The 17534-nt window shown below is 71.4% G+C and carries 17 protein-coding genes; 12 read left to right on the top strand and 5 right to left on the bottom strand.

Annotation, left to right across the window (positions count from 1 at the left end; translation table 11 throughout):
* Positions 1-13: 13 nt before the first annotated feature.
* The 4 genes from LRG10_RS10370 (at position 14) to LRG10_RS10355 (ending at position 4494) form a co-directional block, all read left to right on the top strand.
* On the top strand, positions 14-976 hold the full coding sequence (locus LRG10_RS10370; protein WP_201168026.1) for an SLAC1 anion channel family protein: 963 nt from the start codon (positions 14-16) through the stop codon (positions 974-976).
* A gap of 111 nt (positions 977-1087) precedes the next feature.
* Positions 1088-2056 (top strand): hypothetical protein, encoded by a 969-nt coding sequence (locus tag LRG10_RS10365; RefSeq protein WP_238635529.1) that lies wholly within the window; start codon positions 1088-1090, stop codon positions 2054-2056.
* On the top strand, positions 2046-3149 hold the full coding sequence (locus tag LRG10_RS10360; protein WP_238635528.1) for an AAA family ATPase: 1104 nt from the start codon (positions 2046-2048) through the stop codon (positions 3147-3149). The genes LRG10_RS10365 and LRG10_RS10360 overlap by 11 nt, the downstream gene beginning before the upstream one ends.
* Complete coding sequence (locus tag LRG10_RS10355) at positions 3139-4494, top strand: VWA-like domain-containing protein (protein ID WP_238635527.1); 1356 nt, start codon at positions 3139-3141, stop codon at positions 4492-4494. Before LRG10_RS10360 ends, LRG10_RS10355 begins: the two co-directional genes overlap by 11 nt.
* Here the strand turns inward: LRG10_RS10355 and LRG10_RS10350 are convergent.
* A complete protein-coding gene (locus tag LRG10_RS10350; RefSeq protein ID WP_238635526.1) occupies positions 4469-4987 on the bottom strand; it encodes a hypothetical protein in 519 nt (172 codons plus the stop codon). The genes LRG10_RS10355 and LRG10_RS10350 overlap by 26 nt on opposite strands.
* Positions 4988-5152: 165 nt before the next feature.
* Between LRG10_RS10350 and LRG10_RS10345 the strand changes: the two genes are divergently transcribed.
* The 8 genes from LRG10_RS10345 (at position 5153) to LRG10_RS10310 (ending at position 12128) form a co-directional block, all read left to right on the top strand.
* The gene (locus LRG10_RS10345) at positions 5153-5950 is read left to right on the top strand and encodes a DUF1295 domain-containing protein (RefSeq protein WP_201168016.1); all 798 of its coding nucleotides are present in this window, start codon (positions 5153-5155) and stop codon (positions 5948-5950) included.
* The gene (locus tag LRG10_RS10340) at positions 5943-6404 is read left to right on the top strand and encodes an ATP-dependent zinc protease (protein ID WP_201168013.1); all 462 of its coding nucleotides are present in this window, start codon (positions 5943-5945) and stop codon (positions 6402-6404) included. The genes LRG10_RS10345 and LRG10_RS10340 overlap by 8 nt, the downstream gene beginning before the upstream one ends.
* Before the next feature lie 17 nt (positions 6405-6421).
* Positions 6422-7330, top strand: a complete 909-nt coding sequence (gene rimK / locus LRG10_RS10335; RefSeq protein ID WP_201168010.1) for a 30S ribosomal protein S6--L-glutamate ligase — start codon at positions 6422-6424, stop codon at positions 7328-7330.
* On the top strand, positions 7330-8361 hold the full coding sequence (locus LRG10_RS10330; protein WP_238635525.1) for a succinylglutamate desuccinylase/aspartoacylase family protein: 1032 nt from the start codon (positions 7330-7332) through the stop codon (positions 8359-8361). The genes rimK and LRG10_RS10330 overlap by 1 nt, the downstream gene beginning before the upstream one ends.
* Before the next feature lie 33 nt (positions 8362-8394).
* Positions 8395-9660: a gephyrin-like molybdotransferase Glp gene (glp, locus tag LRG10_RS10325; protein WP_238635524.1), complete on the top strand. Its 1266-nt coding sequence runs from the start codon at positions 8395-8397 to the stop codon at positions 9658-9660.
* A 12-nt stretch (positions 9661-9672) separates the two neighbouring features.
* Positions 9673-10287 carry a molybdenum cofactor guanylyltransferase MobA gene (mobA, locus tag LRG10_RS10320; RefSeq protein ID WP_238633076.1) on the top strand — a complete coding sequence of 205 codons (615 nt, stop codon included), beginning with the start codon at positions 9673-9675 and terminating at the stop codon, positions 10285-10287.
* Positions 10288-10359: 72 nt separating this feature from the next.
* Positions 10360-11292, top strand: a complete 933-nt coding sequence (locus tag LRG10_RS10315) for an ATP-binding cassette domain-containing protein (protein ID WP_238633077.1) — start codon at positions 10360-10362, stop codon at positions 11290-11292.
* Positions 11293-11294: 2 nt separating this feature from the next.
* Positions 11295-12128 (top strand): ABC transporter permease, encoded by an 834-nt coding sequence (locus LRG10_RS10310; RefSeq protein ID WP_238635523.1) that lies wholly within the window; start codon positions 11295-11297, stop codon positions 12126-12128.
* A gap of 24 nt (positions 12129-12152) precedes the next feature.
* On the opposite strand, the gene LRG10_RS10305 is transcribed toward LRG10_RS10310, so the two are convergent.
* From LRG10_RS10305 to LRG10_RS10290, 4 genes are all read right to left on the bottom strand, one after another.
* Positions 12153-13394 carry a hypothetical protein gene (locus LRG10_RS10305; protein WP_238635522.1) on the bottom strand — a complete coding sequence of 414 codons (1242 nt, stop codon included), beginning with the start codon at positions 13392-13394 and terminating at the stop codon, positions 12153-12155.
* Between the two features lie 129 nt (positions 13395-13523).
* Positions 13524-15176, bottom strand: a complete 1653-nt coding sequence (locus LRG10_RS10300) for a BCCT family transporter (RefSeq protein WP_238635521.1) — start codon at positions 15174-15176, stop codon at positions 13524-13526.
* A 207-nt stretch (positions 15177-15383) separates the two neighbouring features.
* Positions 15384-16559 carry a hypothetical protein gene (locus tag LRG10_RS10295; protein WP_238635520.1) on the bottom strand — a complete coding sequence of 392 codons (1176 nt, stop codon included), beginning with the start codon at positions 16557-16559 and terminating at the stop codon, positions 15384-15386.
* A gap of 105 nt (positions 16560-16664) precedes the next feature.
* The gene (locus LRG10_RS10290; protein WP_201167987.1) at positions 16665-17528 is read right to left on the bottom strand and encodes a glycine betaine ABC transporter substrate-binding protein; all 864 of its coding nucleotides are present in this window, start codon (positions 17526-17528) and stop codon (positions 16665-16667) included.
* Positions 17529-17534: the final 6 nt, after the last annotated feature.

Here is a 17534-nt window from a genome sequence, read left to right as displayed (position 1 = left end):
GAAGGAGCCTCGCATGAGTCAGGAAGAGAACGCCCGGGTCAGCCTGGCCCACCTGCCGCTGCCGCTGTTTGCCGCCACCATGGGCCTGGCCGGCCTGGCCATGGTCTGGAACGAGAGCCATAGCCTCTGGGGCTGGCCCGCCTGGGTAGCCGAGGCCGTGGTGGTGCTGGCGGTGATCAGCTTCGTCGCCATGGCCGCAGGCTATGCCCTCAAGGCGGCGCTACACCCATCGGCGGCGTGGGGCGAGGTCACCCACCCGGTGCGCCTCAACTTCCTGCCGGCGGTTTCCATCTCGCTGATCCTGCTGGGCATCGTGACCGAGTCGGAACCGCTGTCCACCGCCCTGTGGGGCAGCGGGGCGTTGCTGCACCTGATCCTGATGCTGGCCATCGTCACCAGTTGGATGCAGCGTCAGCTGGAGCTCGGCACCCTGAATCCGGTCTGGTTCATCCCGGCGGTGGGCAACGTCCTGGTGCCCATCCCGGCGGCGCAGGCCGGCTACATGGAGGTGGCCTGGTTCTTCTTCAGCATCGGGCTGTTCTTCTGGCTGATCCTGATGACCCTGGTGTACTACCGGCTGATCTTCGCGCCCAACCTGCCGGCGTTCCTGCTGCCCACACTCTTCGTGCTCCTGGCCCCGCCGGCGGCCGGCTACCTGGCCTGGGTGTCGCTGCTTGACGGCGGCGATCCCGGGGTGGTCGGTCGGCTGCTCTACTACAAGGCGTTGTTCACCTTTCTGCTGCTGCTCATCCAGGTGCCACGGCTCGTCCGCCTGCCGTACTACCCCTCCTGGTGGGCGTACACCTTCCCCCTGGCCGCCTTCTGCCTGGCCAGCCAGCACTTCGTGCAGGCTTACCAGACCGGCGGCGGCCGCGGCGTGATGCTGCTGGTGGTGCTGACCACGCTGGTCATCGCCGTGGTCTTCGTCGCCACCGTGATCAAGCTGCTCAGCGGCAAGCTGCTGCGCCCGGAATAGGGCGGGCCGAGCCAGGGCCCGGGTGGGATACCCCGGCGGCGAGTGGCTTCATTGCGCCGCCGGCCGGGCGTACCCTGAACTGCGGAGCAGCCCGCGCAGGGGACGACCGCCTTGGTCAAGCCGCTTTCCCACCATGAGATCCTCACCCGGGTGGCGCCGTTCAGCGACGCCGGGTGGGCCGTGGATCTGGCCGCCAGCGACCGGGTCCACCGCGAGATCGCCTTTGAGCCGCGCAGCCACGAGGGGCTGGACGCCGCCGAGGGGCCGGTCACCGAGCAGCTGGTGCTCGCCGAGCGGGAGCCCGGGCTCTATCGGCTGAGCGCCACCTACACCGCCGCCGATGGCACCTGGGCCGGTCTCGCCCTTGATGGTGGGTGTCCCGCCGACCTGCTCGCGGGCCTGCAGGCCACGGAGCTGCGCCCCCGGCTGTTCATCCGCATCGCCGGTGTCTGTATCGGCCGCAGCTACTGGGCGAAAGCCTCCGAGGCCGACCCCGGTGACCCGCGGTGGCGGGCCGTGGGCGCCGAGGCGCGGCTGGCCGGGCGGCGCGTGGTGCTCGACGCCACCCCGGGTGCCGGCCTGCCGGCGCAAATCGAGATCACGCCCCACCCCGAGGGCGAGCCTGCGCTGCCCGAAGACCTGATCGCCGTCCTCGGCTGGGGCTGGCGGCCGCTGGTCTGGCGGCAGAAGGCGTGGCGCAGCACCCGGGCGCTGCCCCGGGAGGAGCCGCGCCGGCGGGCGGCCGTCGAGGCCCGGATCGAGCAGCTCGTCGCCCACCTGGCGGCGGTCTTCGCCGAGCCGCCGAGCGCCTTCCACCGGCGCTTCCGTCGCCGGCGCTGGGCGGTGGTGGGCCGCCGGCTGCTGCCGATGACCGTCTTCTTCCTGATCCTCGCCGCGGTGCCGCTGTTCGGCGTGGTGCTGCCCGAGGGCGAGATGCCGCCGTGGCTCCACGGTGTCCCGCCGCTGCTGGCCATCGGCGCGCTGCTCTTCTCCGGGACCGAGGTCCCGCTGGTGGACCGACCGCCGTTGCCGCGGCCGCTGACGGCGAGCACCTGGCACGGAGGGAGCGATGGCGGCTGATCCGATGAACATCCCGGCGGTCTCGGTGGCCGCCGCCCGGCAGGCGCTGATCGAGCAGTACGCCGACCCGATCCTACGCCGGCGGGCCACCATGCTGTGGGGCACCCGCGGCGTGGGCAAGTCCTCGGTGGTGGCGCAGGTGGCCGAGCACTTCGGGGTGCCTCTGGTCGACCTGCGCCTGACCACCATCGAGCCGGTGGACATCCGCGGGGCGATCTACGCCGATGAGCAGCAGCAGCGCACGGTGTGGTTCCCGCCGGAGTTCCTCCCCGGTGCCGACCAGCCGGAGGGAATCCTCTTCCTCGACGAGCTCACCGCCGCCGATCAGCGTCTGCAGATCTCTGCCTACTCGCTGATCCTCGATCGCAAGGTGGGGGCGTACCGGCTGCCCGACGGCTGGCAGGTGGTGGCGGCGGGCAATGCCCGCTTCCAGGGGGCGGTGAGCCACGACATGGGCACGGCGCTGGCCGATCGCATGTTCCACTTCAACGTGCAGACGGCCCTGGAGGCGTTCCTCGACTACGCCGCCGAGCGCGAGCTGGCCCCGGAGGTGATGGCCTTCCTGCGGGTGCGCGCCGACCGGCTCGACGACACCGCCACGCAGCTGGCCAACGACCACCTGGTCGGCGCCAGCCCGCGGGGCTGGGAGGATGTCTCTTCGGTGCTCCGGGCCGATCTGGGCGATGCCGTGCGGCGGCTGTTCGTGCAGGGGCGCATCGGGGCCGCCAACGCCGCTGAATTCTTCGGGGTGCTCGATGAGCTGCAGGCGGCTGCCGACGTCACCCGGCTGCTGGCCGCGCAGCCCGGGCCGGAGACCGCGGCGCTGCTGCCCGAGAGCCTGGATGGCCTCTACGGCATGGTCTACGGCCTGGTGGCGGCGGTCACCGACGAGCCGACCCTTACCCGCGCCCTGGAGATCATCGAGCAGTTCCCGGAGATGCGCGGGCGTACGCCGCTGCCGGCGCGCGAGGCGCAGACCCTGGCCATGGAGTTGCTCTTCCAGCGCGGTCTGGCCTGGGGCCTGGAGGGGGCGATCCTGCGCAGCGAGGCGTACCAGCGCTACATGGCCGAGCGCCGGGCCGATGGCGACTGAGCCCTACACCCACCGCGGCACGGCGGCGATTCGCGTGATGGTCGAGCAGGCCCCCGGTACCGGCGGGCTGGCCCTCTGGGCCCACCACCAGGATGTGGAGGCGGGCGACCTCGAGGCGCCGGTGGTCAACGACGGCCGCACCCTCTACTACACACCGGCCTTTGCCGGACTGCCGCGGGCGCAGCAGGTGGGGTGGGTGGCCCACGAGGTGCTCCATGTGGCCCTTCGCCATGCGCAGCGCCGGGAGGCCCTGGCGGGGGTCCTCGGCGATGTCGATCCGGCGCTGTTCAACCACTGCGCAGACGCCCTGGTGAACACCACCCTTGGCCACCTGGACTGGCTGGAACTGCCCGCCGGGGCGGTGACCCTGGAGCGGGTGCTCCGCGAGGTCCTGCCGGATGACGCCGCCACCCCCGAGCGCGCGCTGCTCGAGTGGGACGTGGAGCGCCTCTACCGCGCCGTGGACGATCGGCGCGGGGGCAGCAGCGAGGACCGGGGCCGGGCCGGGCAGCAGGGCGGGGCGGCGAGCTCGGGCCGGCGCGATGGCGCCACCGGGCGCAGCGATGGGCCGCGGGCAGCGCGGCTGCGCCAGCTGGCCGCCGGCGCCGAGGCCGATCTGTTGCCCGCCGAGGGCGAAGCGCCGGAGGTGGCCGCGGAGCGGGCCCGCGCCTGGTCCGAGCGGCTGCTGCGGGCGCACGCCGATGACGGCGCCTTCTCCATGCTGCGCGGGCTGCTGGCCGATCGGCCGACGCCGCGCACGCCCTGGGAGCACATCCTGCGCACCCGCCTGGCCCGGGGGCTGGCGCGGTTGCCGGAGCGCTCCTGGTCGCGCCCGGCGCGCTCCTGGCTGGCCAACCGCGGCCGCACCGCCGGTGGCCGGCGCATGCCCTGGGAGCCGGGGGTAGTCACGGCGCGGCGGGTGCCGCGGCTGGCGCTGGTGGTGGACGCCTCCGGGTCCATCGACGACGCCCTGCTGGAGCGCTTCGCCAGCGAGCTGACGGCCATCACCCGGCGCAGCGAGGCGCAGCTGGTGGTGATCGTCGGCGACGACCGGGTGCGCCGGGTGGTGCACCTGGCCCCGGGCGACTCGCCACGGGCCGAGCTGACCTTCCACGGCGGGGGTGGGACGGACTTCACCCCGCTGCTCGAGGAGGCGGACCGCCACGCCCCGGATCAGGCGGTGGTGCTCACCGATCTGCAGGGGCCGGCGCGCTTTCGCCCACCGTGGCCGCTGCTGTGGGTGGTGCCGCCGGCCTGGGCCGATGCCGAGCCGCCGTGGGGCGAGCGGCTGGTGCTGGCCGATGTGCCCGCGGGCAGCCCTAGCGCGGCAGCAGCCGCTCCATGAAATCGGCGTTGCGGAACCACATCAGGGTGGGGGCCTCCGCCTCCGGCACCTCCTCCTGGGTGAGGATCAGGTGCTCGTCGCGGTCCCAGACGAGCCAGGTGAAGGCGTCCTCGATCCGCCGGTCCGGCTCGCCGAGAGCTTCGCGCAGGCGCTCGTGGTTGGCGTCGTGCTCGGCCGGGTCGAGGACGACGTTCACTGCGGCCAGGGCGTTGTCGCTGTCGAAGAACAGCGCCAGGTAGTCGGCGGCGTAATCGTCGGCGCGACTGACCGGGGCGAAGCAGACCCGCTCGCCGGTCTCCAGGCCGGTCTCGTCATCGGTGCACTCGAATTCCACCTTCTCCAGCCGGTCCTCCAGCTCCTCGCGCGGCGTCTCGGCGGTGAGTTCGGTCAGGCGCAGATCCGCCTCCTGGGCCGGGCGCAGATGCTCGCGGGCGAAGGCCAGTACGACCATGATGATGACGAACATCACCAGGGCGGAGATCAGCATGCGCATGGGTCGATGATCCTCCTCGCGGGTGTGGCGACGGCCGACAGCGGAGGCGCGGCCGAGAGAGCGCGCCAGCGCTGGCGGCTCAGGGTACCTGCCCCGTCATTGGCGGCGCCAGCTTTTGAGGTTACGTTACGCGGGTGTCTCGCCGTGACCCCGGGGAGGGGGCCGATGCTCGTCAGTGCCGTGACCGGTCTGGGCGCCGTGCTGCTGCTGATGACCGCCGTGTGGGCGTATAGCCTGCGAACCGGCGACGCCAGTCTGGTGGACCGTTTCTGGGGCGCCGGTTTCGTGCTCCTGGCGCTGCTCTACCAGGCGCTGGCCGGGTTCCCGGCCCACGGCTGGTGGATCGTCGCCCTGGTGGCGCTGTGGGGCGGGCGGCTCAGCCTTTATCTGACCTGGCGTAGCTGGGGAGCGGGCGAGGACGCCCGTTACGCCGCGCTGCGCCGATCCGGCGGGCCCGGCTGGGCCCGGCGCAGCCTGGTGACGGTGTTCGGCCTCCAGGCAGTGGTGCTGTGGCTGGCGGCGGCGCCGCTGCTCCACGCCATCGCCCGGGGCGATGCCGAGGCGTGGACGGCACCGCTGGGGCTGGTCGCCGCGGCGGTCTTCCTCGTCGGCTGGCTCTACGAGACGGTGGCCGACGCCCAGCTGGCCCGCTTCCGGGCCGATCCGCGCAACGCCCGCGCCGTCTGCGACCGCGGCCTGTGGCGCTACAGCCGCCACCCCAACTACTTCGGCGAGATCCTGGTGGCCTGGGGGCTGTGGGGGCTGGCCGCCGCCGCCGGCGGCTGGTGGACGGTCTTCGCCCCGCTGCTGATGACCGGGCTGCTGCTGCGGGTCTCCGGGGTGCCGCTGCTCGAGGCGCACCTGCGCGATACCCGGCGCGACTACGCCGACTACGCCGCCGCGCGCAATGCCATCGTCCCCGGCCCGCCGCGGCCGGCCGACCGGGGGTCCGGCCATGACTGAACGGCAGCGGATCGGCTGGCGCGAGTGGGTGGCGCTGCCGGAGCTGGATATCCACCGGCTCAAGGCCAAGGTGGACACCGGGGCGCGGACCTCGGCGCTGCACACCTTCGCCATCGAGCCTTTCGAGCGCGACGGGCGGACCTGGGTGCGCTTCGGTATCCATCCCCGTCAGCGCTCCTCCGAGCCGGAGCTCTGGTGCCAGGCCCCGGTGGCGGATCGCCGGGTGGTGGCCGACTCCGGCGGCCACCGGGAGTCGCGCTGGGTAATCGCGACCCTGCTCGAACTCGGTGGAATCCGTTGGCGGGCGGAACTCACCCTGACCGATCGGGACACCATGCGCTTTCGCATGCTGCTCGGCCGAACGGCCATGGCCGGCCGTTTCGTGGTCGACCCCGAAGCCTCCTACCTGACTGGGCGGGCCGCGCTCCGCCCCCGTGTCACCGCGACCCGATGAGGAGACGCTGAAACCGTATGAAGATCGCCGTGCTCTCGCGCAACTCGCGGCTCTACTCCACGCGCCGACTGGTGGAGGCGGCGCAGAGCCGCGGGCATCAGATCCGCGTGATCGATCCCCTGCGCTGCTACATGAACATCGCCACCAGCAACCCGGAGATCCACTACAAGGGGCAGAAGCTCGAGCCCTACGATGCGGTGATCCCGCGCATCGGGGCCTCGGTCACCTTCTACGGCACGGCGGTCCTGCGGCAGTTCGAGATGCTCGGCACCTATCCGCTCAACGAGTCCCAGGGCATCAGCCGCTCGCGGGACAAGCTGCGCTCCATGCAGCTGCTCTCCCGCGAGGGGGTGGGGATGCCGGCGACCGGGTTCGCCCACTCCCCGGACGATACCGACGACCTGATGCAGCTCGTCGGCGGCTCGCCGGTGGTGATCAAGCTCCTCGAGGGGACCCAGGGCATCGGTGTGGTGCTGGCCGAGACGCGCAAGGCCGCCTCCAGCGTCATACAGGCTCTGCGCGGGCTCAAGGCGCACTTCCTGGTCCAGGAGTTCATCGAGGAGGCCGGCGGCGCCGATATCCGCTGCCTGGTGGTTGGCGGCAAGGTGGTGGCCGCCATGAAGCGCCAGGGCAAGGAGGGCGAGTTCCGCTCCAACCTCCACCGCGGCGGCAGTGCCAGCCTGGTGCGCATCTCGCCCAAGGAGCGGGCCACGGCGGTGAAGGCCGCCAAGGTGCTGGGCCTGAACGTCTGCGGTGTGGATATACTGCGGGCCAACAGCGGTCCGGTGATCATGGAGGTCAACTCCTCGCCGGGTCTGGAGGGCATCGAGACCGCCACGGGCAAGGATGTCGCCGGAATGATCATCGAGTTTATCGAGCGCAACCGCAAGCCGGGCAAGACCGGGACCAAGGGCCGGAGGGGCTGATGGCCCGGCGGCGCTCCCCGTTCGTCATCAGCGAGCAGGCCGTGCCTCCGGGGGAGCGGCGCACGGTGCAGCTGGACGTGGCGCAGCTCTACACCCACACCCCGGTGGGCATGCCGGTGCATGTGGTCCACGGCCGCCGCGATGGCCCCACGCTGTGCCTGAGTGCGGCCATCCACGGCGATGAGATCAACGGCATCGAGATCATCCGCCGGGTGCTGGCCCTGCCGCAGCTGCGCCGGATGCGCGGTACGCTGCTGGCGGTGCCGATCGTCAACGTCTTCGGCGTGCTGGCGCAGACCCGCTACCTGCCCGACCGGCGCGATCTCAACCGCTCCTTTCCGGGCAGCGCCGGCGGCTCGCTGGCCGCGCGGCTGGCCCATCTGTTCATGAGCCAGGTCCTCGAGCGGGCCTCCCACGCCATCGATCTGCACACCGGTACCGCGCACCGCACCAACCTGCCGCAGATCCGCGCCAACCTCGATGACCCGGGTACCCTCGATCTGGCCCGGGCCTTCTCGGCGCCGGTGATCATCAACTCGGACCTGCGCGACGGCTCACTGCGCCACGCCGCCGACGAGCGCGGCATCCCGGTGCTCCTCTACGAGGCCGGCGAGGCGCTGCGCTTCGACGAGGACTGCATCCGCCTGGGCGTGCGCGGGATCACCGGGGCGATGCGCGAGCTGGGCATGCTCCCCCGAGTCAAGCGCAAGTATCCGCCGCGCCGTCCGGTGCAGGTGGAGAACACCCGCTGGGTGCGGGCCGAGAGCAGCGGTATCCTGCGCACCACGGTGCAGTTGGGCCAGCGGGTGCGCCGCGGCGAGCAGCTGGGGCTGATCTCCGACCCTTTCGGCGATGGCGAGACGCAGGCGCTGGCGGCCTTCGATGGCATCGTCATCGGCCGCACCAACCTGCCGCTGGTCCACGAAGGCGACGCGCTGTTCCACGTCGCGCGGGTGCGCCACCCGGATCGTGCCTCCGAGGTGGTCGAGGAACTGGCAGAGCTGGACGCCGAGGAGGATGAACCGTCGTGAGGCGTGCAGGCATCAGGAGGGAGACCGGATTCGATGAGTGAAGCGAAGGGGACGGCGGCCGGGGGGCACCACGCTGGCGGCTTGCCCCTGTCCGAGGCGCGGCGGCGCATCCTCGACGAGGTCGCCCCGCTGATCGGGCAGGAGCGGGTCGCCCTGGGCAATGCCCTGGGGCGCGTGCTGGCGGAGAACATCCACGCCCCGCTGGATGTGCCCGGGGCCGACAATGCCGCCATGGACGGCTATGCGGTGCGCAGCGTCGATGTGCCCGGCGAGGGGGCGGTGCCCCTGCGCGAGGTGGGCTGCGTGCTGGCCGGGCAGGCGCGCCAGCAGCCGCTGGGCGCCGGTGAGTGCGTGCGCATCATGACCGGCGCGCCGGTGCCACCCGGCGCCGACGCCGTGGTCATGCAGGAGCAGGTCGAGCGCATGGAGGGGGCGGAGGTTGTCGTGCCCGGACCGGTCGCCGCCGGCACCAACATCCGCCGTGCCGGCGAGGACCTGGCCGCCGGCAGCGTGGCGCTCGGCGCCGGACGGCGCCTGCGACCGCAGGAGGTGGGGGTGCTCGGCTCCCTGGGCTGTGTCGAGGTGGCGGTCCACCGGCGTCCGGTGGTTGCCTTCCTCTCCACCGGCGATGAGCTCTGCGCCCCGGGCCAGACCCCGGGGCCGGGGCAGATCCACGACAGCAACCGCCACCTGATCGGCGCCGCGCTGCGCCGGCTCGGTGTCGAGGCCCTGGACGCCGGCGTCATCGGCGACGACGTGGGGGCGCTCAAGGCGGCCCTGAGCGAACTCGGCTGCTACGCCGATGCGGTGATCACCACCGGCGGGGTCTCGGTGGGCGAGGCGGATACGGTCAAGGATGCCGTCGACTGCGCCGGCGACGTGGCCTTCTGGCGGGTGGCCGTGCGGCCGGGGCGGCCCCTGGCCTTCGGCCGCGTCGGCCAGTCGGTCTTCTTCGGCCTGCCGGGCAATCCGGTCTCGGCGGCGGCCACGTTCTACCAGCTGGTCCAGCCGGCCCTGCGCCGGCTGATGGGCGAGGCCGGCACCTTGCAGCCGGTCCAGCTGCCGGTGATCGCCGCCGAGCGCCTGCGCAAGCGCCCCGGGCGCACCGAATTCCAGCGCGGCATCCTCGAGCCCGGCGCCGACGGTGCCGTGCAGGTGCGCTCCACCGGGGCCCAGGGTTCGGGGATGCTGACCTCGCTGGTCCACGCCGATTGCCTGATCGTCCTCGAGGCGGAGCGGGGCGACGTGGCGGCGGGGGAGACCGTGCAGGTACAGCCCCTTGAGGGGCTGCAGCGCTAGCCGGCCTTGGCGATGGCGCCGCCCGCTGCCGATGCCCGGATCACCGGCGTCGTCCTGGCTGGGGGCAGCGGCCGGCGCATGGGCGGCCGCGACAAGGGGCTGGTGCCGCTGGCCGGACGGCCGCTGGCCGCTCATGTGCTGACCCGACTGGCCCCGCAGGTGGCGGCCATGCGCATCAACGCCAACCGCCACGCGGCGCGCTACCGGGCCCTGGGGGTACCGGTGGACGGCGACCGCCCCCCGGGCGGGCTGGGGCCGCTGGCGGGTATGGCCAGCGCCCTGGCCTGCGCGCGGACGGAGCGCGTGCTGGTGGTCCCCTGCGATGCACCGTTGTTGCCCCATGATCTGGCGGCGCGGCTCACCGATGCCCTGGAGGCCGCCGACGCCGAGCTGGCGGTGGCCCGGCTGGAGGGTCGGTTGCAGCCAGTCTTCGCGCTGCTCAAGCGCCGCCTGTGCGCCGATCTCGACGCCGCCCTGGCCGCCGGCGAGCGCCGCGTCCACGGCTGGCTGGCGCGCCACCGGGTGGCCGCGGCGGACTTCGACGATCAGGCGGCGGCACTGGTCAACATCAACACCCCGGAGGCGCTGGCGCGGGTGGCGCAGCGCCTGGACGCGGCGGCGGAGTGACCGGGCCGGCGGGCTGCGGCGCGGCGCCGCAGCGTGTACCATCGTCGGCTTCCAGCGATGCGGGATGGCTCTATGGTGAACGAATCCGACGCCTCCGGGCCGGCGCTCCGGGCCGAGGGGCTGCTCAAGCGCTACGGCGGGACGACGGTGGTCGATGGCATCGATCTGCATGTCCCCCGCGGCGAGTGCTTCGGGCTGCTCGGACCTAACGGCGCCGGCAAGACCACCACGCTGCGCATGATCCTCGGCGTCACGCCGCCGGATGGCGGCACCCTGGAGGTCCTCGGCGAGCCGGTGCCGGCGCGCGCCCGGGCGATGCGCGCGCGCATGGGGGTGGTGCCGCAGATCGACAACCTCGATCCGGACTTCACCGTCCGCGAGAACCTCTTCACCTACGCCAGCTACCACGGCCTCGGCCGCGAGGCCGCGCGGCCCCGGGTGGACGAGCTGCTCGCCTTCGCCGCCCTGGAGGGCAAGGCGGATGCGCCCATCGCCTCACTCAGCGGCGGCATGAAACGCCGCCTGACCCTGGCCCGGGCGCTGGTCAACGACCCGGATCTGGTGGTCCTCGATGAGCCTTCCACCGGGCTCGACCCCCAGGCGCGGCAGAACATCTGGCAGAAGCTGCGGGCGCTGCAGAAGCAGGGACGGACCCTGGTGATCACCACCCACTACATGGAGGAGGCCGAGCGCCTCTGTGACCGGCTGGCGATCATGGACCACGGCCGGATCATCGACTGCGACAGCCCGGCGGCGCTGGCGCGCAGCCACCTGGAGCGCTACGTGGTGGAGCTGCGCGGCGACGAGGCGCGGGCCTGGCTCGGTCGGGCGGGGCTTTCCGGTGCGGCGCGGGTGCGTGAGGTGGGCGAGACGGTGCTGCTCTACGCCGACGACCCGGCACCGGTGGCCGGCGCCCTGCACGAGCAGGGGCTGACCTACCTGCAGCGCCCGACCAACCTCGAGGACGTCTTCCTGCACCTGACCGGCCACGAGCTGAGGGAGTGACCATGAGCGAACGCGTGGAGATCGCCTCGGAGGAGGCGGATCCGCCCTCCGAGCGCGACCGCTGGCTGCCGCGCCCGAGCGTGCGCTTCATCCCGGTCTGGCGCCGCAATTTCCGCGTCTGGCGCCGGCTGATCTGGCCGTCGCTGCTGGGCCACTTCGGCGAGCCGGTGCTCTACCTGCTGGCCTTCGGCTACGGGCTCGGGGCGCTGATCGGCGATCTCGACTCCGGGATGCCGTACATCGTCTTCATCGCCTCGGGCATCGTCTGCTCCAGCGCCATGTTCACCTCCAGCTTCGAGGCGCTGTACTCCGCCTACACGCGCATGGAGACCCAGCAGACCTGGGCGGCGATGCTCGGTGCGCCGCTGTCGGTGGACGACATCGTCCTCGGCGAGGCGGTGTGGGCGGCGAGCAAGTCGCTGCTCAGCGCCGGGGCCATCGGCATCGTCGCCGTGGCCCTGGGCATCCTCAGTCTGCCCGGCATGCTGCTGGCGCTGCCGGTGGTTTTCCTCGCCGCCCTGGCCTTCGCCAGCATGGCGCTGATCATCACCGCGCTGTCGCCGAGCTACGACTTCTTCCTCTACTACTTCACGCTGGTCCTGACGCCGATGCTGCTCCTCTCCGGGGTCTTTTTCCCCATCGAGCAGCTGCCGGCGCTGGTCGCCGGGCTGGCCTACCTGCTGCCGCTGGCGCACATGGTCGAGGTGGTCCGGCCGCTGGCGGTGGGCGAGGGCCTGGCCCCGGGCGCGCTGCTCCACCTGCTGGTGCCGCTGGGCTACATCGCGGCCGCCTTCACGGTGGCCTCGTATCTCTTCCGCCGCCGCCTGATCCGCTGAGCCGGCCGGGCGGCCGCCGCCGGCTCAGCCCGGCGGCGGCTCGCCGCCGGGCGGTGGCCCCACCAGCCGCTGCGCCTCGGCCAGGGCCTGGCGGACCCGCCGCAGGTCCCCGCCGGCGATGGCCTCCTCGGCCTCGGCCAGGCTGCGGGCCACGGCGGCCAGGTCGCACTGGTCGCCGGCCCGACGGGGCGGGCGCACCGCGCCGCCCGCCGGGCGGCGTGGGCGGAGCTGGGGGATCCGCCGGCCCAGGCGCTGCAGGAGGATGCGGGCGCGGGCCTCGTCGGGGTGGTCGCCGGCGAGCTCGGCGACACTGCGGCTGAGCGCCTCCAAGCGCTGCCCGGCGGCGCGGGCCGGATCCTCCTGGCCCTCGATTTCGGTGAGCAGCTGCTCCAGCTGCAGGCGGGTGCGGGTGGCGTCGCCGCCGTGGTTGCGCGGCTGCTGCATCAGGGCGGCCTGGGTGGCCTGGCGGAAGCGTTCGCTGAGTGCCGGCGGCCGTGGCTCGTCCAGTTCCCGCCAGCGGGCCATCAGCGCCCGGCGGCGGGTGTGGTAGCCGGGCCACCAGCCGCCCTCGGCGAGGCCGGTCATGGCGTTGGCCAGCGAGGCGGCGGCGCCCGTGGCCGGTGTCGGGCCGTCGTGGTCGGCGGCGGGGGCCGCGTCGGTCTCTGTGGTGGCGGTGTGCCCCTCGGTGGTGGGCGGTGCCGGCGGGTTCAGGCGCCGCTCCGCGGCCTCGGCCACCTCCGGGGCCAGACTGCGGGCCCGCTCGGCCAGCGCGCGCAGGCTCTTCGGGTCGTCGAGCTGCTCGACGGCGTGCAGCCGGGTGTCGGGGTCGTCGTCGTGGAGGGCCACCTCGGCGATCACCTGCGCCTGCTCCAGCTGGGCGAGGGCGGCGCGGCGCACCGCCGGGGTGCGGCCCTGCTGGGCGATGTGTGCGGCCACCGTGGGGTCGTCGCAGTGGCGTAGCTCGGCGGTTACCGCTTCCGGGGCGGCGTCGCCCACCAGCCGCTGGCGGTAGCGGACCGTGGCGGCCGTGCGGACGCTGGCGTCCGGGTCGTGGCGCCTCAGCCGGCGCAGGGTGGCCAGGTCGCTGCAGCGCTTGGCGGCGGCCTCGCGCACCGGCGGGGCCGGGTCGTCGATCAGGGCGGCCAGGGCCTCGGCGGTCTCCGGCTGGTTGGGATCGAGGTCCATAGCGGCGCGACGACGGGTGGCCGGGTCCGGGTGACGCCAGCGCGGGCCGAAGAGTCCGGAGAGCGTTCGCCAGTGGGCCATGAAGCGGTTGCCGGGGCGTGAGTGAGACTCTGATTCTAGCACCCGGGGCGGGTGCGGTCGGAGCGACGAAAAACCCCCGATACCCGACCGGGTACCGGGGGCGGTTGCGGGCGCCCGGGGGCGCCGGTTCTAGACCTGCTGGCTGAGCTTGATCAGGCGGCGCTCGTGGCGCAGCCCGATGAGCAGGCTCAGGCAGATGAGCAGCAGGATCACGGTGAACGGCAGTCCGGCCGAAACGGCCCCTGCCTGCAGGGCGCTGAGCGCGGCGTCACCGCCGACGAACAGCAGCACACCGGCGATCAGGCCCTCGAGCACCACCCAGTAGACGCGCTGGGCGTCCGGGGCGTCGGTCTTGCCGCCGGCGGTGATGCTGTCGATGACCAGCGAACCGGAGTCCGACGAGGTCACGAAGAAGACCAGCACCAGGAAGACCGCCACCGAGGCGGTGAGCAGGGTCCAGGGCAGCTGCTCGAGCATGTGGAACAGGGCCATGGACTCGTCGGCGCCGATGCCGTCGGCCAGCGCGCCGATGCCCTCGATGGCCTGCTGCAGGCCCACACCGCCGAAGGCGCTCATCCAGAAGACGGTCACCACCGTGGGCACGATCAGCACCGCGGTCATGAACTCGCGCACGGTGCGCCCGCGGGAGACCCGGGCGATGAACATGCCGACGAACGGCGACCAGCTGATCCACCACGCCCAGTAGAACGCCGTCCAGCCCTGGAGGAAGGTCTCGTCCTCGCGGCCGACCGGGTTGGAGAGGGCGAAGAAGTCGCCGGCGTAGGCGGCGGTGGTGTGCCAGAGCTGGGTGACGAAGGCGATGGCGCCACCGGCGATGATCACGAAGAGCATCAGCAGCCCGGCCAGGCTGATGTTCAGGTTGCTGAGCAGCTTGATACCGCCGTCGATGCCGCGCAGCACCGAGATCAGCGCCGCCACCGTAACGCCGATGATGATGGCGACCTGGGTGGCCAGGGTATCGGGGACGGCCTCGAAGACGTAGCTCAGGCCGCTGGCCGCCTGCTGGGCGCCGAAGCCCAGGGAGGTGGCCAGGCCGAAGATGGTGGCCAGCACCGCCACGGTGTCGATGATGTGGCCCAGCGGCCCCCACACCCGCTCACCCAGCAGGGGGTAGAAGACCGAGCGTACGGTCAGCGGCAGCCCCTTGTTGTAGGTGAAGAACGCCAGGGCCAGCGCCATGACGCCGTAGATGGCCCACGGGTGCAGGCCCCAGTGGTACATGGTGGCACCCATGGCCGCCTTCGCCGCCTCATCGGTACCGCCCTCGATGTTGAACGGCGAGCCGAACCACTCGGTGTAGTAGCCCACCGGCTCGGCCACCGCCCAGAACATCAGGCCGATGCCCATGCCGGCGGCAAAGAGCATGGCGAACCAGGACAGTCGCGAGAAGTCCGGCTTGGCGTCCTGTCCGCCGATGCGGATGCTGCCCAGCGGCAGGATGATCAGCAGCAGGCAGAAGAGGACGAAGATGTTGCCGGCGGTGAGGAAGAACCAGTCGAAGTTGCTGGTGGCCCAGCCGCGGACGCCCTCCAGGGCCTCCTGGGCGGGGGCGGTGAAGATCAGGGTGCCGATGAGGAAGACGAAGATGAGCGCGGAGCTGACGATGAAGACCGGGTTGTGCAGATCCAGAGCCAGCCCGATGGGCCGGATCTCTGGGGTGATGTTCTGCTCGCCGATCTCGTGGTCGGTGTCGTACGCCTGTTCGAGCTCCTCGATCTCCTTCTTCACCTCTTTGGGGTTGGTGTTCTCGGGATCGGTCACGGGTGAAGCTCCCTGTGGCTGACGAGGACCCGCACGCAGGACTGTCGCAGTGCGGGGTACGGCAAAAGCTTCCCAAAGGGTTGCGGGAGAGTCAATTCAGACCGCGGGGGATCTTGGGGCAGCCAAAGCAGTAGCCCACAGACAACAAGGGCGCGACCGAGGCCGCGCCCTTGCAGGTGGCTACATGCTTCTCAGACCCGGATGGGGTTAGAAGTAGTAGTCCATGGTGAGGTGCACCGACTGGGTAAACTCATACTCACCGTCGTCGTTTTCGTGACCGGTAAGTCCGTCCTCCTGGTCGGTGATGTTCTCCAGTTGCACCTCGGCGTAGATCCAGCCCGGGCCGTAGTTGTAGCGGGAGCCGAGGACCAAGTCGTAGGTGTCGTCATCACGCTCCAGGTCACTGTCCGGGGAGCGGCCGGTGAGGTCGCCGTAGTGGTACCAGTCACCGGCGTTGAAGCCGGCGCTGAGCATCATGACCTGGCCGGAGCCTTGGGTTGTAAAATCCTCAGGGTCAGTACCACCACCGGCGGCACGTGCAGCTTGAGTGGTGTCGTCAAAGCTATCTGTATCGCCCTGATCGTAGTGGACCAGCTGGCCAGCAAGGTCCCAGGCGCCAATGGTGCCCTCGGTGTAGAGACCGGCGGCCCAGTGGGTCTCGGTTTCGTCAGCCCCTGCGACCCAGACCTCGTCGTCATCACTAAACTCTTGGTTCGCCAGTTGGCCAGCCTGCAGGGAGGCGCCGTGGCGGAAATCGCCCTGGGTGAAGCCAAGGTCAGCAACCAGCGTGTTGATCTTGTGGTAGGTGTCGTTGCTGCCCCAGTGCTGGCCAATGGCACCCACGCCGGCGCCGTCATCCTGGGAGGTGGTGTCGGTGCCCCAGTTCTGGCTCTTGATGAACATGAAGCTCATGTCCATCGGGTTGTTGGCCGGGTCGAAGTCGAAGCGGATGCCCGGATTGTACTGGTCACCGAAGCCGCGCGCCAGGCGCTCGCCGGGCCAGAAGTTGAAGCGGCTGTAGGTGAACGGGACCTCGGTCTTGCCGACGGTCATGGTCCACTCCTCGCCGTAGTGGCGGCCGATGGCCAGCTCCTTAAAGCCCCACTCGCGGTCGTCGCCGCTGAAGGACTGGAAGCTGCCGGTGCCGAAGCGCAGCTCGGAGTCGAAGAACCAGTCACCATGCTCGTGATTGGCGTAGATGATGCCGGCGGGCAGGTCGAGGTCGCCGGCGCGATCCTCGTTCGCGTCGTTATCCACGTCGTAGGTGTAGTTGACCCACGCGCCGAAGCTCAGGACGTCGTCCAGTGCTAGCGCCGAGGACATCGGCGTGGCCAGGGCCACGGCCGCACCGGAGAGGACCAGGCTCTTGGTCTTGTTGTTCATGGGTGCTCCCTCTTTTTGGCTCTCTATTGAATCGTGGTGCCCGAATAATTTCGCCGAAACGGCGGGGGCCCGGCAAGGGCCGGGCCCCGCGTCAGGCCGAGCGGATCAGTTGCGGGCGCAGCGGATCCACTCGTCGACCAGATCGGCCTCCTCGTCGAGGAACTGCTCGACGGCCGCCTCGGTGCCTTCCTCGCGGCCGAGGAACATGTACTCGTTGAGCAGATCGATGTCGATGTTGATGCAGCTGGCGAACTCCGCCACCTCGGGGTGGTCCTCGGGGAAGCCCTCACGGGACATGGCGTGGATCGATTCGGCCCCACCCAGGGTGCCCTCCGGGTCCTCCAGGTAGGTGAGGTTCCAGGCGCCGAACTTCCAGTGCGGGCTCCAGCCGGTGACCACGATGGCGTTACCGCGACGGGCCGCCCGGTTCAACGCCGCGGTCATCGCGGAGTCGGAGGCCTCAATCAGATCGTAGTCGAGGTCGTAGTCCTCGATGACATCGTGGGAGAGGCGGGTCAGGCCGGCACCCGGATCGATGCCCTGGATCTGGCCATTAAGCCGGTCGTGCCACTCGGGATCCTTGAGGTCCTCGATGGAGGTCAGGCCCTCGTCGTAGAGGTCCTGCGGCACGATCCAGCCCAGGGCGGCGTCGCCGTACAGGACGCCGAGGTCGACGATGTCGTCGCCGAACTGCTCGATGTAGTCCTCGTGGGTGATCGGCTGCCAGGACATGAGCATCAGGTCGATGTCGCCCTGGGCGAGGCCGGTGTACTGCGGCGCGATGTCGGTCTGCACCAGCTCAACGTCGGTGTTGAACTCGCTGGTGATGACATCCTCGGCCATCCGCGTGATGAACTCGGCGTCGGCCCAGGCCGTCCAGCCGATGCGGATCTCGTCGGCGTTGGCCGCGGAGGCCATGCCGGCGGTGATGGCGGCGGTGGCCGCCGCGGTGGTCAGCTTGCGTCGCATGGTACC

Source organism: Halorhodospira sp. 9628 (assembly GCF_022228075.1).
GTDB classification, from domain to species: Bacteria; Pseudomonadota; Gammaproteobacteria; order Nitrococcales; family Halorhodospiraceae; genus Halorhodospira; species Halorhodospira halophila_A.
This window is presented reverse-complemented; position numbering and strand designations above follow the sequence as displayed.